General features: G+C 50.2%; 17 protein-coding genes and 2 pseudogenes. 11 read left to right on the forward strand and 8 right to left on the reverse strand.

The window, feature by feature from the left end:
* Nucleotides 1-16: 16 nt before the first annotated feature.
* From H6G50_RS24445 to H6G50_RS14075, 3 genes are all read left to right on the forward strand, one after another.
* Nucleotides 17-148, forward strand: coding sequence for a hypothetical protein (locus H6G50_RS24445; protein WP_277882694.1), 132 nt, complete (start codon nucleotides 17-19; stop codon nucleotides 146-148).
* Complete coding sequence (locus H6G50_RS14070; protein ID WP_190717306.1) at nucleotides 123-3113, forward strand: MFS transporter; 2991 nt, start codon at nucleotides 123-125, stop codon at nucleotides 3111-3113. Before H6G50_RS24445 ends, H6G50_RS14070 begins: the two co-directional genes overlap by 26 nt.
* Before the next feature lie 267 nt (nucleotides 3114-3380).
* Nucleotides 3381-3833, forward strand: a complete 453-nt coding sequence (locus H6G50_RS14075) for a cyclic nucleotide-binding domain-containing protein (protein ID WP_190717308.1) — start codon at nucleotides 3381-3383, stop codon at nucleotides 3831-3833.
* 79 nt (nucleotides 3834-3912) lie between these two features.
* On the opposite strand, the gene recF is transcribed toward H6G50_RS14075, so the two are convergent.
* The gene (gene recF / locus H6G50_RS14080) at nucleotides 3913-5037 is read right to left on the reverse strand and encodes a DNA replication/repair protein RecF (RefSeq protein WP_190717310.1); all 1125 of its coding nucleotides are present in this window, start codon (nucleotides 5035-5037) and stop codon (nucleotides 3913-3915) included.
* Nucleotides 5038-5145: 108 nt separating this feature from the next.
* Nucleotides 5146-6459 (reverse strand): hypothetical protein, encoded by a 1314-nt coding sequence (locus tag H6G50_RS14085; protein WP_190717312.1) that lies wholly within the window; start codon nucleotides 6457-6459, stop codon nucleotides 5146-5148.
* Between the two features lie 649 nt (nucleotides 6460-7108).
* Between H6G50_RS14085 and H6G50_RS14090 the strand changes: the two genes are divergently transcribed.
* From H6G50_RS14090 to H6G50_RS14100, 3 genes are all read left to right on the forward strand, one after another.
* Nucleotides 7109-10198 (forward strand): TolC family protein, encoded by a 3090-nt coding sequence (locus tag H6G50_RS14090; protein WP_190717314.1) that lies wholly within the window; start codon nucleotides 7109-7111, stop codon nucleotides 10196-10198.
* Nucleotides 10199-10227: 29 nt separating this feature from the next.
* Nucleotides 10228-11637 (forward strand): efflux RND transporter periplasmic adaptor subunit, encoded by a 1410-nt coding sequence (locus tag H6G50_RS14095; protein WP_190717316.1) that lies wholly within the window; start codon nucleotides 10228-10230, stop codon nucleotides 11635-11637.
* A 143-nt stretch (nucleotides 11638-11780) separates the two neighbouring features.
* Nucleotides 11781-12413 carry a YdcF family protein gene (locus H6G50_RS14100; RefSeq protein ID WP_190717317.1) on the forward strand — a complete coding sequence of 211 codons (633 nt, stop codon included), beginning with the start codon at nucleotides 11781-11783 and terminating at the stop codon, nucleotides 12411-12413.
* A gap of 87 nt (nucleotides 12414-12500) precedes the next feature.
* Here the strand turns inward: H6G50_RS14100 and H6G50_RS14105 are convergent, their stop codons facing one another.
* Nucleotides 12501-13412: a S1 RNA-binding domain-containing protein gene (locus H6G50_RS14105; protein ID WP_190717319.1), complete on the reverse strand. Its 912-nt coding sequence runs from the start codon at nucleotides 13410-13412 to the stop codon at nucleotides 12501-12503.
* 144 nt (nucleotides 13413-13556) lie between these two features.
* On the opposite strand from H6G50_RS14105, the gene H6G50_RS14110 reads away from it, so the two are divergent.
* The 5 genes from H6G50_RS14110 to H6G50_RS14130 all read left to right on the forward strand — a co-directional run bounded on the left by H6G50_RS14110 (nucleotide 13557) and on the right by H6G50_RS14130 (nucleotide 17860).
* Nucleotides 13557-13694, forward strand: coding sequence for a hypothetical protein (locus tag H6G50_RS14110; RefSeq protein ID WP_190717321.1), 138 nt, complete (start codon nucleotides 13557-13559; stop codon nucleotides 13692-13694).
* Between the two features lie 174 nt (nucleotides 13695-13868).
* Nucleotides 13869-14828, forward strand: a complete 960-nt coding sequence (locus H6G50_RS14115; RefSeq protein WP_190717322.1) for a carotenoid oxygenase family protein — start codon at nucleotides 13869-13871, stop codon at nucleotides 14826-14828.
* The gene (locus H6G50_RS14120; RefSeq protein WP_190717326.1) at nucleotides 14792-16042 is read left to right on the forward strand and encodes a carotenoid oxygenase family protein; all 1251 of its coding nucleotides are present in this window, start codon (nucleotides 14792-14794) and stop codon (nucleotides 16040-16042) included. The genes H6G50_RS14115 and H6G50_RS14120 overlap by 37 nt, the downstream gene beginning before the upstream one ends.
* A gap of 110 nt (nucleotides 16043-16152) precedes the next feature.
* Entirely contained in the window at nucleotides 16153-16623 is a 471-nt protein-coding gene (locus tag H6G50_RS14125; protein ID WP_190717328.1) for a SpoIIE family protein phosphatase, read from the forward strand.
* A 238-nt stretch (nucleotides 16624-16861) separates the two neighbouring features.
* Nucleotides 16862-17860 (forward strand): IS630 family transposase, encoded by a 999-nt coding sequence (locus H6G50_RS14130; protein WP_190717330.1) that lies wholly within the window; start codon nucleotides 16862-16864, stop codon nucleotides 17858-17860.
* Here H6G50_RS14130 and H6G50_RS14135 read toward each other — a convergent pair.
* The 5 genes and pseudogenes from H6G50_RS14135 to H6G50_RS14155 all read right to left on the reverse strand — a co-directional run bounded on the left by H6G50_RS14135 (nucleotide 17828) and on the right by H6G50_RS14155 (nucleotide 24631).
* Nucleotides 17828-18352, reverse strand: coding sequence for a hypothetical protein (locus H6G50_RS14135; protein ID WP_199302944.1), 525 nt, complete (start codon nucleotides 18350-18352; stop codon nucleotides 17828-17830). The genes H6G50_RS14130 and H6G50_RS14135 overlap by 33 nt on opposite strands.
* Before the next feature lie 857 nt (nucleotides 18353-19209).
* The gene (gene pgmB / locus H6G50_RS14140; RefSeq protein ID WP_190717332.1) at nucleotides 19210-22206 is read right to left on the reverse strand and encodes a beta-phosphoglucomutase; all 2997 of its coding nucleotides are present in this window, start codon (nucleotides 22204-22206) and stop codon (nucleotides 19210-19212) included.
* A 109-nt stretch (nucleotides 22207-22315) separates the two neighbouring features.
* A pseudogene (locus H6G50_RS24185) lies at nucleotides 22316-22450 on the reverse strand (IS5/IS1182 family transposase); the annotation flags it as partial.
* 9 nt (nucleotides 22451-22459) lie between these two features.
* A pseudogene (gene murD, locus H6G50_RS14150) lies at nucleotides 22460-23809 on the reverse strand (UDP-N-acetylmuramoyl-L-alanine--D-glutamate ligase); the annotation flags it as partial.
* A gap of 93 nt (nucleotides 23810-23902) precedes the next feature.
* On the reverse strand, nucleotides 23903-24631 hold the full coding sequence (locus H6G50_RS14155) for a CorA family divalent cation transporter (protein WP_190717333.1): 729 nt from the start codon (nucleotides 24629-24631) through the stop codon (nucleotides 23903-23905).
* Between the last annotated feature and the right edge of the window lie 25 nt (nucleotides 24632-24656).

Below are 24656 nucleotides of genomic sequence, written 5' to 3' on the forward strand. Positions count from 1 at the left end.
TTGGGCGGGTTTAGCGGTGCGGAGTCTTCGCTATTCCTTACCCAACAAGCAACAGCAAGAGCGCGGGATAGCCATTCCTAACAGCGAACAAACCGGGCAACCGACTCGCGATACCCTATCTTATGAAGTCAAAGAGCGCACGCAGTAAAGCTACCTGGGAGCAAAAGCTTCTCAAAATCTTCAACCTCCGTCCCGAAGAAGGCGAACGAACTTTACTTATGTTCGCCTTCTACACGGCAACCTCTGTCGGAATGCTATGGCTCGAGCAAGCCACCATCGCCCTTTTCCTCCAAAAATTTGGAGCCGAAGGGTTGCCGATTATCTATATCGCCAGCGCCCTCATGGGGTCTAGTTTGGGATTGCTCTACTCCTGGTTGCAAAATAACTTAGCTCTCAAGCGAGTCTTCGGCATCATCTCCCTGCTGATGACCATTCCCCTAATCTTTTTCCGCATCGGCTTTGAAATTAACGCCTTCAACGGACTCTTTGCGGTGGGAACCGCCTTCGCCCTGCGCTTGTGGATGGATGCCGAAGAAATCCTCAACGACCTTAACTCTCAAGTCGCGGCCAACCAACTCTTCAACATTCGGGAAATCAAACGAACCTACCCGATTATCTCCAGCGGTTTGCTGGTAGGGGACGTAATTTCTGGGTTTTCCCTGCCGGTTATCGTCTTTCTGGTCGGTTTAAAAAATACGATTTTAGTGGCTGCGGTTACTATCTTGATTGGCGGCGGTTTATTGCAATTCTTAAGTCGGCGCTACAAACAAGCCTTTCCCGATACGCCCGTCCGAGAATTCGACGAACTTCAGCCCGATTACGCCAATCGTCGCGGCAATCGGACGCTTCGCAAATACATTATTCCCCTGTTTGCCTTTTTTATCTTGGGGGAAATTTTATTTTTGCTGGTAGAATTCCAATTTTTTGGGGAACTGGAAACGGTTTATAGCGATGAAACGAAATTAGCCGCGTTTTTAGGGCTGTTCTCCGGTTCTTTGGGCATCTTTGAACTGACAGCCCAATGGTTTGTCTCGTCGCGCGCGGTGGAGCGCTTGGGAGTGTTTGTGGCGGCGATGTTTTTGCCGATCTCCCTGTCTACCCTGGGATTTGCGATTGTCCTGCTCGATATGTCATCGATTTTGGAACTCGATAGCGCCCAAATTCTATTTTTAGGGGCGGTGGGCTTGAAGTTCTTCGACGAATTGTTGCGCTATACGCTGATTGCAGGGATCGAACCGTTTCTGTTTCAACCCCTACCGGCGGAGATTCGCAGCGCCGTGCAAGCGCGAGTGCAAGGAATCGCCGAACCGCTTTCGACGGGGCTGACGGGGGTGAGTTTGGCCGCTGGAATCTGGGCAATTTCCCATTTCAATTTGGGTCGTCCCGAAACGGATCTCCACAAAATTCAAGGTGGGATTTTTATTGGTGCAATTATTCTGTTTTCGCTGTGTTGGGCTTCTTGCGCTTGGTTTTTGCGCGCGAGCTATGTGAGTTTGTTGGTGCAAAGCGCCGAACAAGGTCGATTGGGCTTCGCGAATGTGGATTTGAAAGCGTTTAAGCGGGCGATTATTGAATCGTTGGATCGGAAAACGACGGAAGAAGACCAGCGTTCTTGCGTGGAGTTGCTGGCGCGCATCGATCCGGCGAGTGCGGGAGAAATTCTCGCGCCGCGTTTGGCGGGGTTCTCGCCGGGATTGCAGCGGGAGAGTATGGAGGTGATGTTAAAGGCTCCGAATGCGGCTTATTTGGGGGATGTACAGCGGTTGCTGGAGCAAAAGCCGAGCTTGGAAGTGTTGGCAATGGCGCTTCGCTACGTTTGGCTGTCGCAGCCGGAGTTAGAGACGCGGACGCTTCAGCCGTATTTACACGATCGCGTTGATGCGATCGTGCGCGGAACGGCGGCGGGTTTGATTGTCGGGCGGGGCAAACCGTCGGAGAAGGCGCAAGCGCTGGCGACGTTGGAGACCATGTGGCGATCGCCGCGCGAACGGGAACGCACGATCGCGACGCAAGCGTTGCAAAATACCGAGGCGGATGGGGAAGTGTTGCGGCGCTATATTAACGATTTATTGCAAGATGAGTCGGCGCGCGTGCGTTGTGCTTTGCTCGAAGCGATCGCGGCTAAGCGCTTGCAAGATTATTATCCATCTTTGATTAAAGGACTGTACTACAAATCGACGCGAGCGGCGGCTAAGCGATCGCTCGCCGCGTTGGGAGATGAAGCGCTACCGCTATTGGCGGCGTTAGTGGAGGATCCGCGCAAACCGGACTTCGTGCGATCGCAAGCCGGAACCGCGATCGCGGAAATCGGCAGCGATCTCGCCCTCAATACCTTAGTTCCGCAAGTGCTATCGAGTTGGGGAACCAGCCGCCGCAACCTTTTACGGATTCTGTTAAAAGTCGCTGGCGATCGCGGCATTGAAGCCACCCTAGAACGCTTGGGACGCAGCGGGATCGAACAGTTAGTCGAGCAAGAAATGCTCCTGCTGGCGCAAGTTTTTGCCGCCTTCCTCGATTTCAGCCCGAAAGCCTTACCGGGACGCGAGGGAGATTTACTGCGAGCAGCCCTCGAGGGAATGCAAAAAGATATCTTCGATCGCTGCTTTTTGTTAATGCAGTTTCTCTACCCCTTTAATGCCATTCAAGCAGCGATTATTAACCTCGATTCGGAATCTGAAAACAGCGTCGCCTTGGGCTTAGAAATTTTGGATAATACCATCGACCTGCCTCAAAAACAGGTTCTCATTCGAGTGTTAGAAAGACGACCGATAAAAGAGCGGATTAAAGATTTAGCCGAACTCATGCCCTACCAGCCTCTAAGTCCCAGCGATCGCCTGCGCCGCCTTTTAGAGTTGCGTCACTTCCTCTCCGATTGGTCGGTGGCTTGCTGTTTCCACGCCGCGCGATCGCAGCGTTGGCCGGTTGCCAAAGAAGCCATTTTAATCTGCTTGACCCACCCGAGCAGTTTCGTGCGCGAAGCCGTTCTCGCTTACCTCAAAGAAGCCAGTCCGAGAACCTGTTTGGAACTTCTGCCCCTGTTGAAAAACGATCCGGATCCCTTGGTTGCCGCCCAAGTCGATAACCTCAACGCAGAATTGGGGGCAGCCTCTTAAAGGGCGAAGCGAAGAAGCTAGAAGTTCCGAAAGATGGAGAAGAGGGATGAGGAGGCTCAAACGGCGTTTCACGGTCGTTTCTCATCGCCCTTTTCCGTTTAGCTGTTGCTGTTACCCTAATGCTATTATTTGCTGTATTGCGCTCCCGTGGAGGGCGATAGACCGACCCGTCATTCCGTTCTCCAAGGTGAAGTGGAGGCAGCCATGATTTGCCAGTCCCGCGAAAATAGAGCCAGACTCTTCCCATGAATCACGATTGAAATCAAAATGCTAAGTAGCTTCGATCGCTTATTATTTATCAGGCGCGTCTCCATCTTTCAGGATTTGCGGGATGAATTTTTAGTCAAATTAGCCTCGGCTATGGACGAACTCTCTTTTCCGGCCAACCACACGATTTTCGAGCAAGGAGAAGAAGGGCGATCGCTCTATATCGTCGTTTCGGGACGAGTGCGCGTTCATGTCGGCGAACGCGACCTCGCTCACCTCGATAAAGGCACTTTTTTCGGCGAAATGGCCCTTTTCGATGCAGAACCCCGCTCTGCCTCCGTCACAACCACAGAAAACTGCGATTGTCTCACGCTCAATCAGTTGCAATTAACCGACGCGATCGAAGAAACCCCAGAAATTGCCATCAATATTACTCGCAGTCTTTCGCGCCGCATTCGCGAACTCAACAGCAAAATTAATAGCTACGAAGCCCAATTGAAAACCCGAGATTGAGATGGGCTGACGAGGTGAGAGGGAGTATTAAACAGAGGTAGGGTAGCGTTGCCCTTCTTGGGTGAAATCTTAGATAAACTCAACAAACTCTAATTTTCCCCGCTTCCACCGAAAGAATTTGCGAATCCAACTGCCAATGCGCCCCAAAAGAATCGGCGTGAGTCGTCGTAATCAGCGTTTGAAATCGATCTTGAATCGCCTCTAGCAATTGATTCTGCCGTTTGAGGTCGAGTTCTGCCAGTACGTCATCAAGCAGCAATAACGGCGGTTCGCCGACAACTTCTTCAATCAGTTTTAACTCAGCTAACTTGAGCGCGAGAACCAAGGTTCGCTGCTGACCTTGGGAACCATAAAAGCGCGCTGGCGTTCGGTCAATGCTCAACTCGACTTCATCGCGGTGTGGCCCGACAACGGAAGTGCCGAGTTGTTGTTCGGCAATGCGACGCTGTTCGAGTTTCTCTAGGAACGACTGCTGAACGCTTTCGGGATGGTCTTGCGAGGAACGAACGTTGGGGAGATATTCGATTTCGAGAACTTCGGTTGCACCGCTGATGCTGGCGTGCCAAGCGCGCGCGAGGGGTGCGAGGCGCTCGATAACGCGGGCGCGCCGCCGCGTAACGCGAGAACCGCTTGCCGCTAACTGCACATCCCATAACGGAAGTTGGGCGATGAGTTCCTCTTTACCGGGACGGTCATCGCGAATTTTTTTGAGCAGGGCGTTGCGCTGGCGCAGCACTTGGTGGTATTGCTGCAAGATATGAGCGTAGATCGGTTCGAGTTGCACCAGGAGAGCGTCAAGCCAGTTGCGTCGGCTTTCTGGGCTGCCGCGCACGAGATCGAGGTCGAGACTGGAGAATTCGACAGCGTTGAGTAAACCGAGAAAATCGATTTGGCGGCGGAGTATTTCGCTATTGAGGCGAACGGTACGTCGTCCTTTTTTGCGCAGCGTTAGCGCGAGTTCTGCTTCGCCGTAAGCCCTCGCGACGGTGGCTTGGATGCGTCCTTCGCTGTCTTGTTCGCGCACTAAATCGCGATCGCGCGCCGTTCGATGACTTTTCAGGGTAGCGAGCAATTCAATCGCTTCTAACAAGTTTGACTTGCCCTGTGCGTTATCCCCCACAATGATGGTTTTGCGGGACTCAAATTCAACCGTTTGGTCGCTGTAGTTCCGAAAACCGCGCAGATGCAAGTTTTTGAGGTACATGGACGATGGACAGTTTACCGTCTAATAGTGTATCGCGAACTGCCGACCGTTATTCAGCCATCAGCCATCAGCCATCAGTCGCAGGGGACGGGATAATGGAATTACGAATTATGCGAGATAGCTTTCTGGAAAGTCGCGATCGCCGTTCGCCCTAAAAGCCTTAGCGTTCCAATATTCAAAACATTGAGAGTAAATATGGTATGAATCCAGAGCGGTTTCTTCAAACCAGCTATGAGGAGATGCGTTTTCTACTTTCATCCGAATCAGGTCGTACCGAACATCGTTATCGGCGTAAATCGCAAAGGCAATTTTAAAAATCTCGAAAAAATTGATCGCCCAAGCACAATCTTCTTCCGGAAGGTTTTGATGAATTTCAATTAATTCTGCAATGCGCGTTTCGAGGTGAGTGCGCGCGTTTGGGCAAATGAGAACTATTTTGAGGAGGAGAGTTACAAGCGTTAAAGGACTGCTTTCTAGCCACAAGTAATGAAAAATATCGGAGGGCGTTTTTCCGGATTCCGTCGTTAAAAAATCTATGGTGCGGTTGCACGTTCGGAGATATAAGGCTTTATCGATAATGTCGTCTTCGTAGTCGCTATAGATTTCCTGCATTTTTTGAGCTATTTTCTCCTGGAATCGTTCCATTTTAGGTCGAGAATCTAAGGCGAAGAAGAGATAGCGCTGTAATGCTTCTTTGAAAATTTTAAATTGACAATCTTGAGTTTGTCTTATAAAAATATTGGCTAAATTTGCGTAATTAAAATAGCCTTTTCTCAAAACAATTTTTTTGATAATTCTGAGGACATTTTCGCCCAGGTGGGTTGGATTTTTAAGGGATTTATTACGGTAGGTGGCTAACTGCGATCGCGTCGCATACATGGCCAGATCGAATTTGAACTTATTTTTTAAGGTTTGGGAGAGGGTTAAGGCGGCTTGTCGCTGTTCGGGGGAGTTGGTTTCGTTGGCGTACTGAGCGACTAAGCGATAGGCGGTGTAGCGATCGCTCCAGTGTCGTTCGCTGACTTCTTTAACCTCACATTTACAGTATTTTTGGGTATAAAATCTTAAATCTTCATAGTCTTTGCTGCTGCGAAAGGTGTTTATCCAAGCGTGCAAGCGGGCTTTTTTAGCAGAAGAGGCGGCCCGAAAATTGCGATCGCACTGAAAAGAATCAATTAACTGCTGGATGCAATCGGGGTCTCGCTTGGTTTCCCAGTTATTAATTAAGATATAGCAGCAGCGTTTGAGCGTGCCGAGAAACTCTTGTTGGTTGTTAGCAGCCAGCAGTAAAGAAAGCTCCTCGATCGCGTCAGCATTCTCCGCATTGACTCGATAATCAAAAAATAAGGTACAAAACTGCTGTAAGACTTCTTCAGGAGATCGTGTTTGAACCAGCGTTAATAGAAATTGGTAGATCGACATCTGGAAACCGCTCGTGAGTGATAGGGAAAAGGAAGGCAGCAAATTTTTCCTGGAAGTCCATTCCTGCGGAGGCTAGAGCCGTCGTAATTAAGTTCGATGGTTATAGAACTGAAAATATAACGATTGCACCCCGAACTAAACGCGCGCTGCTACTCCACGCGCAAGCAATCTCTTACCTACAAAATTCAGTCTCTCAATTCCGGAAATTCAGAGGCTTCAAGGAACAATAGAGATATTGAGTCGCTTTTCGAGTAGCAGGATTTTGGAGGGTAAGCCACTCTCCGAAAAGAGCGATTAGGGTCAAGCACCCTCCATAAGGACGGACAAGACCGTTAGCGATCGCGATGTTCGGTATCCTACGCAACACTTCGGACGGTGACAAGCAAGTCTTGCTCCCGTTCGAGTCGATGGATTCGATTGCGATGTAGTTCCTGCCTTACCAACGACATTTATACTCCAGTTAATGGCAGATTCATCCCAACTCGAGTTGGCGATCGCCGGTGCTAACTTTGGGCGATTAACTCTTGAAATAGCAGATTTGGTTGTACTTAGACGAATTTGATGTCAAGATTAACCTGTCCGGTGGGACAGCGAAGCGCTAAAATGTCAAACTGTCTCGAAGTTGTAGAACGCGGAATCGGTAAACAAAATGCTTGCATTTCGTTTTTGTGTGGTGGTGAGTGCTGGGGCGATCGCGATTTTGGGCTACAGGGCAGACGCTTCAGCCCGGGAAATGCCTTTGGCGATAAAAACGGAGTTCGCGCGCGCCGGAACTTCGGCGGCAGCACCGGAAGTTGCCTTAAAACCCGCAACCTCACTGGAATCCGAGCCATTCTCACGGGAAGCTGGAGAAGCGCCTCAGCCCGCCCTGTCAGTTTCCCCGCAAATCTCGCAGGGGAGCGCAGCAGAAGCAGAAGCGCCCGTTCTCGCTCAGCGTCCGGTGGATGCGATCGATACGGCTGCCCCTTCACCCGTTATCGAGCCAGCAGCCCGCCCGAACCCGACTGCGCCGGTCAATAGCGAAGTAATTCTCGATGCGTTTAAAAGTGCCTTGAACGAAGCGGGAACGGCTGCCATTGCCGAAGCGAAACCCGCGCCCTCAACGGCGACCCCAGAAGCGGTTTTAATGGTCGAAACGACTCCCGATCGCGCGCCGAAGGTACTAGAAGTCTTTAAGAACACGATCGCGCGCTTTGAGGGCGTAGAACACGCGATCGTGACCGAAAACCCGACTGAACCCGATCGCCCCGTTTCCACAGCCGTTTCGCCCGCCTTCGCCAGCACCCAAGGCGTTCCCTTCGATCGCATCCTCGAACGCTTCCGCAACGCCACAAACGACAGGGCGAGCAACTCCGTTCTGCCCTCAGAGCAAGCAATTCCCGTCTCCGAACATCTCCTCAACCCAGAACGACGCGCGATCGAAGCCCCCGCCCCCGTTCCAGTCGCCGATGACAATCTCGCCGCTCAAACCGTTCTCGAAGCCTTCGCAGCGATCGCGCGCGATGCCGCTTCACAGCCAGTTCGGGAGCCAGCAACCGAACGTCCCGTTCTCGCCCAAACCCAGCCTTTTAACCCGTTTAATCGCATCCTCAATCGCGTCCGCCAAGTGACCTTGAGTCCGCCGGAAACCCAACCGAGCGCGGAGTTCTCCACGCCAGTTCCCGCACCGAGTCCATCCGCCGTTACGGTGGCAAGCTCGGAACCCCTACCCGCTGCCGCTTCGATTTTAGATGCCTTTACGCGCGCGGTGGAGCAGGAAACGCGATCGCCAGCCCCCCAAAATCCTCAAACCGTTACGCCGGTCGATCGAGCGCCAGAGACGACTTCCTTGGGAGCAACCCTCGATCGCATTGAAGCAGGGTTTGCGCAACTTTCACCCTCGAGTTTGGCAACCCCTGGAGCGGATTCAATCTCGGTTCCTGCCGCTGAAGCTCCCGCTCCGTCTCGGGAAAACGAGATCGCGCCCTCACCGCCCGCACTCCCTCAACAGCCTTTCGCTCCCTTCTCGCGCATTCTCGATCGCTTTAAAACCTATCAGCCCTCAGAACTCTCAGAAACAACCATTACAGCGCGATCGACCGCGATCGCTCACAGCGAGGCAGACTTCAACGCCCCCAGCCCCCGTTCCGTTCTCAATGCCTTTCAACAGGTCATTGTCAATCCGCCTGCACCCAACTCCACCCCCACACCAGAATTAGTCTTCCAGTCTCCCAGTCCCCCAGTCTCCCAGTCTCCCAGTCCCCCAGTCTCCCAGTCCCCCAGTCTCCCAGTCTCCCAGTCCCCCAGTCCCCCAGTCTCCCAGTCCCCCAGTCCCCCCCTCTCCCCCTCTCCCCCTCTCCCCCTCTCCCAGTCCAGCCCGCCCGCCGCCTCCCTGAGTGGCTTAGATTCCCCCGCCTACCTGGATGGAAGTCCCAATCCTCTCCTGTTTCCCGCCCGCCCGGAAGACGTACAGATTGACATTAATAAACCCATTAGCTTGCAAGAAGCGATCGAACTGGCGCGACGCAATAATCCCACGCTGCAAGGGGCGCGGATCGAACTCGATGTCGCCCGCGAACAGTTGCGCGAAGCCCTCGCTGCCGAATATCCCACCCTGAGTACGCAATTTAATCTGACTCGTACCGACTCCGCCCAACAAGACCTAAGCAATCAAAATCAAAATCCGCTGTTAAATCAAAACTCCGGTACGATTAATACCACCGCTGACGCGCGCTTGGAACTGAGCTACGACCTGTTGACGGGCGGGCGCAGAACGGCTCAGATTAAGGCTGCTGAAGAGCAAATTCGCCTGCGGCAACTCAATGCAGAAACGCTCGCCGAACAGACGCGCTTTGATGTCACCAGTAATTACTACGACCTTCAGGAAGCCGATGCGCGAGTGGATATCGAACGAGCGGCAGTAGCGGATGCAACGCGCACCCTCCGTGACGCACAGTTACTCGAACAAGCGGGACTGGGGACGCGATTTGACGTGCTGCGCGCTCAAGTTGATTTAGCCAACAGCCAGCAAAACTTAGCAACCGCTCAATCGCAACAGGTGATTTCCCGCCGCACTTTGGCCAGTATATTGGGGATTAACCAACAAGCGAATATCTCGGCCGCCGATCCGATCGAACGGTCGGGACAGTGGGAACTGCCGCTGGAAGATACCATCGTTCTAGCCTTCAGAAATCGCGCCGAACTCCAGCAACAAATCGTACAGCGCAATATCAGCGATCAACAGCGCGAAGTCGCTCTATCCGCTCTTCGGCCTCAAGTGAGTTTATTCGCCAACTACAATATGTTGGGGCTGCTGAACGACAATCGGGGCTTAGCAGACGGTTATACGGTTGGGGCAAGATTGCAGTGGACGCTGTTTGAAGGCGGGGCTGCGGGCGCGAGAGCCGCCCAACAAGAAAAGAATATGGAATTAGCGGCATCTCGCTTCGATGACCAGCGTAATAAAGTTCGTTTGGAAGTCGAACAAGCCTACAATAATATTCAGGCCAGCGAGACGAATATTCAAACTGCTAATGTTGCACTGCAACTCGCTCAAGAAAGTTTGCGTTTGGCTCGGTTGCGCTTTAGTGCGGGAGTAGGGACGCAAACTGAAGTGATTAACGCTCAAACTGAATTAACGAAAGCGCGGGGGAATTTACTGACGGCTATTATCAATTACAATCGCAGTTTAGCGGCTTTACAACGAGCAGTGAGCAATTACCCGGACGATCGTTTATTCGACATCGAAAATAATTGGTAGCAATAGTATTACGAATCACTTCCTTGCGGTTGAAACTTTACTGGACTACGGGCATTATGGGTTGCGTTGCCGCGATCGCAACCGGGTGCAGTCGCGGCCCTGCACAAGGGGGTGGCGAGCCGCCCAATCCCACCGTTCCCGTTAAAGTCCAAGTCGTGAAAACGACCGATATTCAAGAGAGTTCTGAGTTTGTCGGGACGCTGGAAGCGCGGCAAAAGGTGGAGCTTCGCCCTCGTATCGAAGGGCGGATCGAACGGATTTTTGCGCGTAGCGGCGATCGCGTCGCGGCAGAGACTGCTATTATCAGCTTGCAGCCCAATAAAGACCAAGCCCAATTGCGCGCTGCGACTGAAAATATTAACGTGCAGCGTGCCAATCTCAACAGCGTGCGCGCCGAACTCAGCGCCGCCGAAGCCCAACAATCCCAAGCTGAAGCTCGCGCCCAGAGCGCCCAAGCCCTCCTGCAAAGCCAAGAAGCAGAAATCAAACGCCAGCAAGCCGAGGTTCAAAGTCAGGAAGCGGAAGTTAAATTGCGCGAAGATGAATATCAACGCACGCTATTTCTCGTTTCCCAAGGCGTTCAGTCTCAGCAAACTTTAGATGAGAAAACCCGCAACCTCGCTACGGCTCGCGCTTCTCTGGCTTCAGCGAGAGCTTCTCTCGAATCAAACTTTGCCCTTCGCAGTTCGCAAGCCGAAGCCCTCAATGCCGCCCGAAGTGCGGAGCAAGAATCAAAAGAGCGAGTTAAAGGAGCTTTAGCAGCATTAGACCGAGAAAAAGCCAGCATTAAACAAGCTGAAGCCCAGCAAGATTCGGCAACGCAGGACTTTCAGTTCACCCGCGTTACGGCTCCAATTGCGGGGACGGTGGGCGATATTCCGGTGAAAGTGGGCGATGTGGTAGACAGCAAGACCGTTCTCACCTCGATTACTCAGAACGATAACTTGGAGTTGCGTCTATCGGTTCCGATTGAATCGGCGACACGACTGCGGATCGGTTTGCCCGTTCAACTTGTTTTCGCGCCGCTTCGCGGATCCCTGCGGGATCGCCCCATTCAGATCGAAGGGAATATTAGTTTTATCTCACCGCAAGTCGATCGCACTGCACAGTCAGTTCTGGCTAAAGCGACTTTTCCCAATGAGGCGGGTAACTTGCGCGACGGGCAAACGGTGAAGGCAAAGGTGTTATGGTCGCAGAAAAAAGGCATCGCCATTCCGACAACCGCAGTTTCGCGAATTGCCGGTCAATCTTTCGTTTTTGTTGCCGTACCCGCCCAGGATGGAAAAGGCGGGACAATCGCCCAACAAAAGCCCGTCACGCTCGGTGCATTGCAAGGACAAACTTACCCCGTTCTGAAGGGGATTAAACCGGGCGATCGCATCGCCGTTGAAGGCGTTCTCAAACTTCGGAACGGCTCGCCTATCGAACCGAGTTTGTAATTTGTAATTCGTAATTCGTAATTCGTAATTCGCGGTCATTGAGACTTCGGCAAGCTCAGTCGAACGCTTGTCGAAATGTCGAAATGTAATTCATACTTCATCACTCATAATTCATCACTCATAATTCATAATTCATAATTATTATGAGCTTTTTGCAAGCAAGACCGTTCAAAATCGGTGCAATAGGGCTGGGAGTATCGCTGGGAATGCTTTTGATTGGGCTGGCAGCGACAATTTTAATCGGTAACGCGATCGCGCGGCAGCAAGCCCCCACTCCCCAAGCCATTCTCATGTTAGGGGGAAACCTCGATCGCGAAGCTTTCACCGCTACTTTTGCCCGCCAGCACCCCCAGCTAAAGATTTGGGTTTCTTCGGGCTTGCCGCGTTCCCAAGCCAGCCAAATCTTTAGCACTGCGGGAATTGCTAGCGATCGCGTCTACCTCGATTACCAAGCTGTCGATACCGTCACGAACTTTTCTACCCTCGTCGGCGAACTGAAAAAGCACTCGATTCGTCACGTTTACCTCGTTACTTCCACGTACCATATGCGTCGGGCAAAAGCGATCGCAACGCTCATTCTCGGCAGTCAAGGCATAGCCTTCACCCCCCTTGCCGTTCCCTCCCGCGATCCGGCAGAATCTTGGTTGCAAGTGGCGCGCGATACCGGACGAGCCGCCCTCTGGGTTTTCACGGGAAGAACCGCCGCTACGCTCAACCCTAAGTATTATCACTTACGGGATGTTGCGGAGCGTGATTCTGAGGTTCGGTATCAGTAAGCCGTTATGGATTATTAGTTATTGGTTATTTCCAATAATTAATAACCCTTCATTATTCATTATTCATTATTCACTATTCATTATTCATTATTCACTCTCTCCGGGCTGCTGTTTCTGCATGAAGCGTTCTTCCGCTTCCGCCATTACCTCGTCCATCTTTTCTAACAGTTCGCCGGGATAGCGCTCGAAGCCTTTTGTCGAAAGGGAAATACGGTTTTTGTATTCATCGATTTCGGCGATCGCCACCTTAATATTTTGTCCGATGCGGAACACCTGCTCGAGCGCCCCTACCCGCGAACCACTCACCTCTCGGATATGCAACAATCCCGAAACGCTGCCCAAATCGACAAAAACGCCGTAAGGCTTAATGCTGCTGACTCTTCCTTCGACTACCGTTCCCGGTGCGAGGCGTTCCATCGCACTCGCTCGAATCGCATCGCGTTGGGAGAGTACCAGTTTATTGGTTTCCGGGTTGACTTCTAGGAACGATGCGGTTAAAGATTGACCGATGAGAGCGTCCATATCGTCTTTTTGGAGAAGATGCGATCGCGGAATAAATGCGCGCAACTCCTTGACTTCTCCCGTCACGCCACCCTTATTAACGCCCGTCACGCGCACTCGCACCGATTTTCCTTCTGCGTGCAGCGCCTTAACTTCCTCCCACGCTTGCTTGATACGAACTTGACGGTAAGACAGCAAAACCTGCCCGTTTTCGTCTTGTTCTCGCAGCACCACAAACTCTTGTTCCACGCCCAAGGGCAAAATTTCTGCTAACTTCGCATCACTCAAGCGTTCCCAGCTAATTTCCTTCTGGGGGATAAACCCTGGGGACTTACCGCCCATATCGACATATACCCCGTCAGAACTATATTCAAAAACTTTTCCCCGCACGACTTTTCCCTTACTGAATTCATAGCTGTAGTCTTCGAGAGCTTTCTCGAAATCTTCCATCGAAAAGGGAGCGGTTGAGGATTGGGAGCGGGTAGAATCGGATGTCATAGCGGCTTGATGTACAAAAGATGAGGTTCTAGCAAAGCAGGATGCTCGCCGGAAGCTTTCTTATTGTAGCCTTCCGGAGTCTCCTCGTCTCTTCGAGTCGTAACCGACCAAGTTTTAGAGCGAATGCGATCGGCAAAAGTTTAGATGAATAACCGAGATCCCGTTACATTAAGCTTAGCGATTCTTGTTTCTGTCGCTGCTACCGCGATCGGAATTCACAATTTAGTGAGGGTGGTGAATGCGATTAACCCACCCGCGATCGAGCGCGACTCCTCTCAGTAGGAGTAATTTTAAATCGATCGAGATTGCTATATATTTGGGTTTGAAGTGAGCTAAAGTCACATTGATTTAAATCTCCAAAAATCTTAAAGAAAATTAAAAACAATGGAATCTCCAAACCCAACAGGCTCTAAAGCCAGTCAAGAAGCAATCAATCAAACTTTCCCGCGATCGGTTTTGTCAGTCAGTCGCGATGAATTTGGTAAAAAAGAAGACAATCCAGATGCCAAAGATTTGCCGCTGAAGATGAACGTTAAAGATGGAAAGCTGCCGTTAGATTTGCAAGGTCACGTCTTCATTGTTGCTCCAGTTGGCTCAATCGATTCGCCCGACGCTGAAGGTCATCCAAATAACTCAACAGTGTACCCATCGTCGGACGGTACAACCCCGCTTTATAACGGCGATGGCATGATTTACCGCCTCGATTTTGACAACTTGGAAGCGGGCGTATTTCTGGCGGCAAGAATAGCGAAACCCCCCTGCTACTATGCTGATGTTGCGACCTACTGGTGTCAACAATATCAAGGTTCTCAAACGCCGAATAAATCATCAGATTTGAGATTTAACAACTACGGCATTACCCGCATAGCTGGGTCGCTGGGTACTCGGAACCAGCTAAATACAGCTTTTTTACCGCTAAAATTTTCCCAAGAAGAGAGCGAACGGTTACTCGCGACTTGGGATGTGGGTCGTCCTTATGAAATCGACCCAAAAACCCTGGAAACTGTTACTCCAGTTGGCAGCAATGACGAGTGGGAAGAAGTCACGAAAATTGGCTTACCTGGAAAACCACCGACTCCTTTTAAAGTTATACAAACTTCAGCCCATCCCTGCTTTGACCCTAATACACGAGAAATGTTTACGGTCAATATTGGGCGATCGCTCTCAAATGTTTTCTCGCAATTGATTCCTATTGCTTATATTTTCAAAGAAATCTTTGACTGTTTCCTGTATGGTCTAAAACAAATTTCTAAGGGAAGAGAGTCAATTACCTTGCCAGAATTAGAGGAAAAGCCCCTCTCATTCGGTCAGAGGCTTTCGATAATTGTAGAGAGTTTATGGAGATTCCTGAAAGGCTTAACATTTTCACAGGTGATTTTGTGGATATCCTCCAGTGGGATGGAGCGGGAAATCTAAAAAGATGGGAAGTTAAGTACAACGGCCGTTCGATTAAAATAAAGCAAAGTATCCATCAAATGGCAGTGACAGAAGATTATATCGTGCTTTTGGATACAGCATTTAAAGTTTCTGTTGAAGAACTGCTGCCAACCCTCACCAACAAAAAGTATCAGCAATTTGAAAAATTCTTGAGAAACTTTTTCGATCGCCCACAATTAAGCGACAATTCTTTTTATATAATACGTCGTAGCGATCTTAACGCCTCAAAAAGTCATGTTAATGCCAAGAAGATTATCATTCCTCGCGAAGCAGCCCACTTTCTTGCAGATTATAAAAACCCTAACAATTTAATCACCTTGCACTTATCTCATGTTTGTGCGTGGGATGCAGCCGAATGGATTTCCAAGTTCGATTTTTCCGACCCTCGAAACCGTAATTTAGAAATCCAAGAATTACGGCATCTTTACGGAGCGATCGCCGGTCCGATGGATATCAGCAAATTTGGCTGTTACGTCATCAACGGCGAAACCGGAGATTTAGTCAGAAAAGATGTCTTAATGGATGAAAATTCTACTTGGGGGCCTGCCATCTACGCCTACCAAAATTCACCACTGCCAGAGCGTTTAGAAGATATTTACTGGATTTGTTTGGGATGCTGGGAAGATCTCAAAACAAAACATATGATTCACTTGTACAAAGACTACAAGTACCGACAATTAAATTTAGAATCAATAAACCAGATTACCGAACAAGGGAGACCCTCTAATTTATTGCGGCTGCACATCGACCCCCAAGAAAGTGTTAAGAAAACCGAAAATCGTTTGAGTATTCCAGACGTTTATTCTTTTCCCGACGGTTATTGGGTAATGTCCCCGCAATTTATACCGCGCGGTAACAGCGGACATTCAACAGATGGTTACATTGTTTGCCTCGTTCATTACGGCGATGGCAGCAGCGAAACTAACGGCAATGAAGTCTGGATTTTTGATGCAGCTAATTTAAATAGCGGGCCAACGTGCAAGCTCTGGCATCCTCAATTTAACGTAGCTTTTACTATCCATGCAACTTGGTTACAAAAAGTAGAGAAACGTACAGGGAGCTACTACATCGATCCTCAAAAAGATTATAATGATATCGTGAAGCAGCAATCTTTAGAAGTTCAGGACTTATTCAACAATTGGGTGTATCCGAAAAAGGAACCCAAGACGGAAGCTGACTGTGAATTATGTTAGACCTCATCAGAAACACCACAACTTTGTAAACAGCCCAGTCTTTGATGAAGTGGAAGGGGAGCGATTACTCTACTTCTACTTCATTTATACCTTGACAATAATGGGACGCTATGGTTACAACTGTGAAACGCAAAACGCTGTTTGATAATGTAGAGCGGATGGATTCCAATAAAAACATGACGCTTTCTTTGCTGGAATATCAAAACCCAAACTTGCGTTTGAGCGGACAGCATGAAGAAGTAATTCTCGTGCGAAGCGACGGCGAAGTCGAGCGCATCGATACTATCGATCTCGGCTTTCCCATCGGTTTAGAAGCCGACATTGCTGACTTCATCGCTTCGACGGAAATCGCCCTCAATTCTGGGGATATTGTCGTTCTCTACACTGATGGAATTACCGAAGCATTCGATATCAATAACGTCGAATACGGGATCGATCGCTTAATTGAAGTGGTTGTCCAAAATCGCTCGAACTCGTCTGCCGAAATTAAGCAAGCGGTCATTGACGACGTGCAATGCTATATCGGAGAGCAAAAAGTATTTGATGACATTACTTTGGTCGTTATCAAACAGATCGTATGAACCCAGTGTTTTTTAGAGAAAATGTTGCTAATGCTCGACTAAATCTCGGTCAACAAACAATTCGCGTCGTAAAAGTTGAACCGAATGCGGTTTGCTGTTGGGCTTCAGTTCACTTTTCGATCGTTGAAAATGAAGAACTTATTAGCCGTGCAGAAGTTAAGCAGGTGTGCAAAATTAATTACGCATATCACTAATATGATAACATGAGGTAGATAATGCTGTAAATCACAGACTGTGTATGAGATTTTTTAGGGAACTCGAAGTCGAAACCTTAAAACTCCTAAAAAGAATCGATCGGGACAGTAAATCTTCTCAGGTTAGGCAGAGGGCGAAATGTATAATCCTTAGTTACCAAGGCTACTCAATTCGCGAGTTGATGGCGATTTTTAAAGTCAGTCGAAAAACTTTATATAACTGGTTAACTCGATGGGAAGACCAAAGAATATTGGGACTTTATAATCAAAAAGGAAGAGGTCGAAAATCTAAGTTAAGCCTCGAACAAAAAGAACAGGTTAAAGAGTGGGTTAAACAGGATCCTAAAAATTTAAAAGGAACAATCTTAAAAATCGAAAATGAATGGGAAATCAAAGTCAGTAAAGATACGGTAAAAAGAACGATAAAAAAGTGGAAAATGAAATGGAAAAGAATGAAAAGAGGAATGAGCAAAAGTCCTGCTGAATGGGAGTTAGAGGTTAAACTGCCACTTTTAAAAGAACTTAAAGATAAAAATGAGAAAGGAGAGATTGACCTGAGATATTTTGATGAAAGTGGGTTTTCTCTGAAGCCGTTGGTTCCCTATGGATGGCAAGAAAGTGGTGAGAGAATATCTCTGAGAAGCTGTTCGAGTAAGCGCCTAAATGTGCTGGGCTTAATGAATCGGGAGAATGAACTATTTTATGAAATCTGTCCAGACAAAGTGGAGACGGATACCTTGATTAAGTTTTTTGATAGATTCAGTCAAAAGTTACTGAAGCCGACGACGATTGCCCTCGATCAAGCCTCGATTCACACAAGCGATAAATTTCTCAGAAAGTTGCCAGAATGGAAAGCTAAAAACTTAAGTTTTTTCTGGCTGCCCACCTACTCACCCAAGCAAAACTTAATTGAGATTCTTTGGAAATTTATCAAGTATGAGTGGATAGAAGTTTCTGCGTATGAAAGCTGGAATAGCCTTCTCAATTACTTAGAAAAAGTGCTAAGCAATTTAGGAAGGGAATATGTAATTAATTTTGCATAGGTGCTTAACACCATCGCCACAGTCGAGAACAATCCCTGTAGTACGACCACTGGCATAGAGTGATAATACAGGGGCGATCGCAACATACAGAGCCGGGACATTAAATGTCTCGAACATAATCTGAGTCATCTTTTCCCGATTGGCTTTCGGGGTTAAAGGGGATTCAGTTAACAGAATAGGATGTTCTTCTGGAGCAACTCTGAGTTCGTTGTAGAAGGTATGATGCCATATCTTCTCCATATCATCCCAGTTGGTCACGATGCCATGTTCAATAGGATATTTGAGGGTTAAAATACCTCGCTTACTTTGAGCTTCATCCCCAACATAAGAATCTTTTTGCCCCATACCGACCATTATGCCTTGATGCCGGGGTCTACCAACTACAGCGGGAAAAACAGCCCGGGGTGCATCATCCCCAGCAAAACCAGCTTTTATTGTTCCCGATCCATTATCAATGACCAGTGGTAGTGTATCTTCGTCAAAATATGACATGATTAGATCTGCAAAAACGAGGTTAAATGTAATTAACTATAACCAGCTTTTTTCTTTTAAATCAACTTTTTTTAACAAAAATACCTAACGAGGTGATAACCCCTTCAAGAATCGATACCATCCATCAATCTCGGCTTTTCTTATCGGTTTAAAATCCGATATGGCTGACTTCATTGCTTCGACGTAAATCGCTTGGAATTCTGCGGATATTGTCTCTCTACATTAATGAAATTACCGAAGCAGAATTACGTCTGATGTGAATTATCCAAAAGCATTAACTGCCCTCACCCCCGGCCCCTCTCCTCAATTTTGGGAGAGGGGAGAAAGAACAGTAAAATGGGATTTTCGGCTTCTAATCCACATTAGGCGTGAATTAGGGCAGAGCATTGCTCATGGGTGTCAACTTAAGTACAAGTGGTTGTTATAGCGTCATCCTGGCCCTCACCCCCCCAACCCCCCTCTCCCAATTTTGGGCGAGGGGGGAGAAGAATTCTCTCTTGCTCCCCTCTCCGGGGGTTGGGCTACGGTGCATTGGTGTCAATTTAAGCTTAAACCTGCTCGCCCAGCCCGCCTTGGGTTTAAACCCAAGGCTAATAACTCAAGTCCTCATTTATAGGACTGGGAAATTCAAATGTATCCAACCCGTTTCAACGGGTTTCAGCTATCAGCCAGGAACTTGAGTTCCTGGCGGGCGAAGTGTTTCACGTTAAGTTGACACTAATGAGCATTGCTCTGCCCCTACAAATAAAATGAGTAAACAGGAAAGGTTTAGTTAGGAGTTGGGTAGAAAAGTGGATTTTGGGAATTTTCAATTTGCCCTTGTCCTCGCATTGAGCAAAGAACAAAGGCAGATCGCGCTAACAAGCAGCTAAGGCGCTTTGTTGAAGTTGCGCGAGGATTTCCGTCCAGCGCGCGCCTTCTAAGTTGGGTAAGACGACGTGGGCGGCTCCCACGCGATCGCGCGGCCCCAAACCCACTGCATACATTCCCGCCGCTAACGCCGCTTCTACGCCCGAACCGGCATCTTCAAATACGACGCAGCGAGCGGGTTCTACCCCCAATTCTCCGGCGGCGTGGAGGAATAGATCCGGGGCGGGTTTGGAGCGGGCGACGCTATAGCCGTCGGAAATGCTATCGATGCGATCGCCAACTCCCAAGCTTTCAATGACCTCCTGTGCATTTTTACTGGCCGAACCGATCGCAACTTTCAATCCCGCTGCTTTCAGTTCGTCGAGCAAGGATAGCGCTCCGGGAAGCAAGTCTGCCGGACCGATCGCGCGAATCGACTCGCGGTAGTAGTCGTTTTTGCGATCCATCATTTCCTGCAATTGCTTCTCGCCGTACATCGCCGCGCGATCGCCTAACAGCACCATCAGCGAGTCCCGTCGCGAAAGTCCTCGCATCGCTTCATTGGCTTCGCGATCGAAGGCGATTCCTTCTTCGTCGGCGAGTTGCTGCCAGCCGCGATAGTGATACTCTGCGGTGTCGGTAATCACGCCATCAAGGTCGAAGATAACGGCGGCAATATCGAGGGGGGAAGCGGGTTTTTGGGCTGACATCAGGTTATTTGTAGAGTAAGTTACGGGTTCGAGCGTTTCTTTGGTGGCGGTGGGAAAATCGTAGCGATAGGTTTTTCCGCGCCATTGCAGTTGAAAGGCAAGGCGCGTCCAACCGGGCGGCAGTTGGGGATTTGCGGTCGGCCCATCGGGCGAAATCCGAACGCCGCCGAAGCCGAAGATAATCGCCTGCCAGATACCGCCGGTCGAAGCGGCGTGAATGCCTTCGGCGGCATTACCGCGCACGTCTTCGAGATCCACCATTGCCGCGCGCAAGAAGTGTTCGTAGGCTTCTTCGGGACTTTCTAAGTCGCAGGCGAGAATGGCATGAATGGCAGGGCCGAGGGAAGAGCCGTAGGTGTGGTCGGTGCGGGGCATATAATAGTCCCAGTTGCGCTGGAGCGTGTCGCGATCGTAGTACAGCCCGGTTTCGTTGAGGCTGGAACGATTGACGAGATTTCGCATTAAGTACAGCAGCATCAATACGTCGGGCTGCTTGAGGACTTGGCGATCGTTTGCGCCTTCAATGCCGAGAATGGCTTGCATCGATCGCGTCCTCGGTTCGTAGTCGGCGAGGTTAATATCTTCAATTTTGAAAAATCCCTGGCACTGTTCGATCAAATCGCGTTCTTTATCGTAAGGAATCCAAATGCGACGAATAATTTCCGACCAGAGGCGCAAGCGGTTGGGGTTGAGGTCGAGTTGGGTTTCTAGGGTTTTGGCGCGATCGCCATCGTGCTGCCGCAACCAATCGAGAATGTTTAAAGCCGTCTCCAAATGCCACTGCACCATGCGATTGGTGAAAGCGTTGTTATCGACTCGTTCGTGGTATTCGTCCGGCCCGATGACATCGCGCAGTTCGTAGCGCTCTAAACGACCATTCCATTCAACTCGCGTTCCCCAAAATACCGCAGTATCGAGCAGAATTTCTGCGCCGTAGTCGCGCATCCATTCGTCATCGCCGGTAGCTTGCCAATACTGCCAGAGCGCGTAAGCAACATCGGTGGTAATGTGAACTTCGCGATCGCCGCACCAAATCCGAATCGGTTCGGCTTGCTTGGAGGTGGGCAACACCCAACGAGGAGTCACTTCATCGCCCGTATCGGCGCTTTCCCAGGCGTAGACCGCGCCGGGATAGCCGTAGCCCTTGGCCTTGCGCCGCGCGCCTGCTAGGGTGTGATAGCGATAAGTGAGGAGATTGCGCGTCAGTTCCGGGTACGTCAAGGTGAGAACGGGGAGGATAAAGATTTCTGTATCCCAGAAGACGTGACCGCGATAGCCAAAGCCCGAGAGGGTTTTCGCTCCAATGCTGACGCGATCGTCGTGGCGAGGGGCGCTAATGAGGAGTTGGAAGAGGTTGTAGCGCGCTGCAATTTGGGCGATGAGGTCGCCTTCGATGATAATGTCGCACGCTTGCCAGGTTTTAGCCCAGGCTTCGACCTGTTGCGATCGCACCGTTTCGTAATCGGGTTGAGCTTGCAAGTGTTCTTGCACCTGCTGGGCGGGATTATCGGCTTCGCGCGAAGTCAACACGCTCGAAACTTTATCCAGCGTCACCGTTTGTCCGGCGCGGGCGTTAAACGTTGTCGAGAGCGTTGGATAGCCCTCGCAGCCTTTGATTTGCATTTTTGCAGTATCCGTTCCCGCGATCGCCACGCGAGAAGCGATTCCGAGATCGATTCCCGAACTGCGAGTGCGGACGTGCAGCCAAATATAGGGTGCGGGCGTTGCCGAATGCGCTTCCCCCGTTCCTTGTTTGACCCACTGCCAGTGCAATACGCCTTGATTGTCCGGATAGCCGTTAATACTGACCTGCACTTCAATCTCGCCGTCAAAATCCACCGGCGTGACTTGGCAGCGCAAGCCTAATAGGTGTTGGTCTGCTAGCGAAGCAAAACGCTCGAACTTCAAATCGAGGGTTTTGCCCGAAGGAGATTTCCAGCGAACCTCGCGCGTTAAAATGCCGCGTTGGAGGTCGAGTTGGCGTTGGTAGCTCAGAATTTCGCCTTGGTTGAGACGAAATAACTCGCCTTCAGTCTGTACCGTTAAAGCCAACCAATCGGGACAGTTCGCAAGTTCGGTATAAACCACGGGAACGTCGTCATAAACCCCATGAATCAACGTTGCGGGGCAGGAATCGGGATAGCCCTCTTCAAAGCTGCCCCGGGTTCCGAGGTAGCCATTACCCAGCGTAAAAACGGTTTCGCTGTGGTGTAAGTGTGTGGGGTCGAATTGCGTTTCGGTGACAGTCCATTCCGTATAGTCAAAGTAAGGCTGGGGAGAAACTTTGGCATCCATCGGTTATCGTCGGGGGTCGGGAGTTCGGCGGTGGTTCACCCTCTATTTTTCTATCCCCCACTCCGGATTTCCCAAAATTATGGATTCCCTTAACCTTTCATTTTTGTCAATCATAGCCAGCATCGACCCACATCACCTCGACTTTTTCGAGAACCTCTGGATGCTTTTCCCCCAGTTCCATCAAGGCATAATCCCCTAGAACTCGTTCGCCAGCATTAGCTTCGCTTATCAATTATTCAACTTTGCTACACTGCTGCAAACACAATTCTCGGAAATGTTCGCCGCGATGCTCGAAACTGCGGTATTGGTCGAAACTGGCACAGGCGGGGGATAGCAGGACGACAGCGGCGTTGAGTTCGGGAACGAGGGCGATCGCGCGACGAACGGCATTCTCCAGCGTTTCGACGACTTCCAACTCGCTATAGCCCATTTCCTGCAAGCGTTGGGCAAAAACGGGTGCAGCGTCGCCAATCAAGAGGACGCGCGCGGCTTTCTCCTTAATCGCAGCGATCCAAGCCGTATCGTCACCTGCTTTTGCTTCACCCCCCGCAATTAAAATGGCTGGGGTTTTAACGGAAGTTAGCCCCACTTGCGCCGCATCGTAATTGGTAGCTTTGCTATCGTTAATAAAATCGGCCCCGGCATGAGTGCAGATATATTCGAGGCGGTGGGGAACTCCGGGGAAAGATTCAATAGCGCTCGCGATCGCATTATTCTCGATTCCAGCAATTTTCGCCGCAGCAACCGCCATTAAAAGGTTTTGTTGATTATGCGCGCCGACCATTTTTAGTAAATTTGCGGGGATGATGCGTTCGCCGAAAACGACAACCCAGCCCTCGCCGTCGAGATACGCACCGCGATCGCGATCGCAAAGCAAGCCCTCTTTCCCCTTAACACTCGTCCAAACCGCATCAGGCCAAGCTTTTAACCCCACATTGCGGAGGTAGGGATCGTCGCCGTTGAAGATTTGCGTTTCAGAACGCCGCAACAGCGAAGCTTTGATTTCGTAGTAGTTTTCCAGGGTATAGTGACGGCTGAGGTGATCGGGGGTAAAGGTCGTCCAAATCCCGATTTTCGGCGCTAACTCTCGCGAGGATTCAATTTGGTAGCTGCTGATTTCCGCCACAATCCAATCGAGAGATTTTGAATTCTCTAAAGCGATTTCGCAGGCAGCATAGCCGATATTCCCACAAGCGGGGGCGTGCAGTCCGGCGGCTTGGAAAATGGCGGCGGTGAGGGCGGTGGTGGTAGTTTTACCGTTGGTTCCGGTAATGGCAACCCAAGGAATATTTTTCAGGAAGCGCCAAGCGAGTTCCATCTCGCCGATGGTGTCAATTCCGCGATCGCGCGCTTCCACTAGCGGGGGAATATCCCAGGGAACGCCGGGACTCACCACCACGAGTTCGGGCGACGTTTCTGCGTTGGCGCTGAATTGATGGCCGAGTTTGACGGAGATGCGCGGGTCGGAAATCTGTTGCTGTTGTTGCTGTAAGATTTCGGAAGTGCCGCGATCGCTCAATTCCACTTTCCAGCCCTCGCGCGCCAGCAACCGCGAAGCAGCAATCCCCGATCGCCCCAAACCAATTACGCAAGCTTTTCCCATAAGTCCTCAAACGCCCGATTCACTTCGCATTCCCTTAAAATCCTACCGTTACTTTGCCGCCTGCTACCAGTTAATCCAAGCAATCGAATCACTTCAAAACCATTTTCCCCGCGTCAACCAACTGCGGACGAAGAACCCTAAGACAATTCCCGTCAACAGAACCAGCCAAAACGAAATAATGGGCGAATTTTCCAAGCCATTGGGCAGGTTCATCCCAAACACGCAGGAAAGCGTTACCAACGGGAAGAAAATCGCCGCTAGCACGTTGAGTCGATGAGCGGCTTTAAGGGATTCGAGGCTGCGTTTAGCTTGTTCTTCGGCTTGTTTTGCAACTTTAAAATCGAGAGCGTTTTTAGTATCGAGATAGAGCAGTTCTAGGGTACGAGCGATTTCGGCAGCATTATCGCGTAAATCGATGAGATCGCGATCGCTCGGAATGGCTTCTCGTGCCGCTTGCAAGGTGGCTCGCAAGTTCTGGGCAGCGCGCTGGGCGGGGGTTAGCGCTTCGAGGAGGGCAAAGTAGTCTTCGGCAACGTTGGTGCGTTCGTACTGTTGTCCGAGGCGCTCGGTTTCGGTGCGATAGGCATCAAGGTGTTGTTTCAGTGCGGTTAAACCGCTCGCGCGGTTGCTGCATTCCCAACTGCCTGTCGGTTTGCGCCAAAAGAGGACGGCTTCGCGATCGCGTTTTCCAGCGTGAGGCAGTTGATGCAGCACTAAAACCAAATGTCCCTCTGCTAGCATTGCCCGTTGCTGCCCGGAACTTTTATGCCCGAATCGCTCTCGAATCGCTTCTGGAAGTTGCCAAGAACTCGGAAATTTCATCGCTCGCTTTTAAAACTCCTAATTT

The sequence above is a fragment of the Oscillatoria sp. FACHB-1406 genome (assembly GCF_014698145.1).
Taxonomy (GTDB): Bacteria; Cyanobacteriota; Cyanobacteriia; order Cyanobacteriales; family Spirulinaceae; genus FACHB-1406.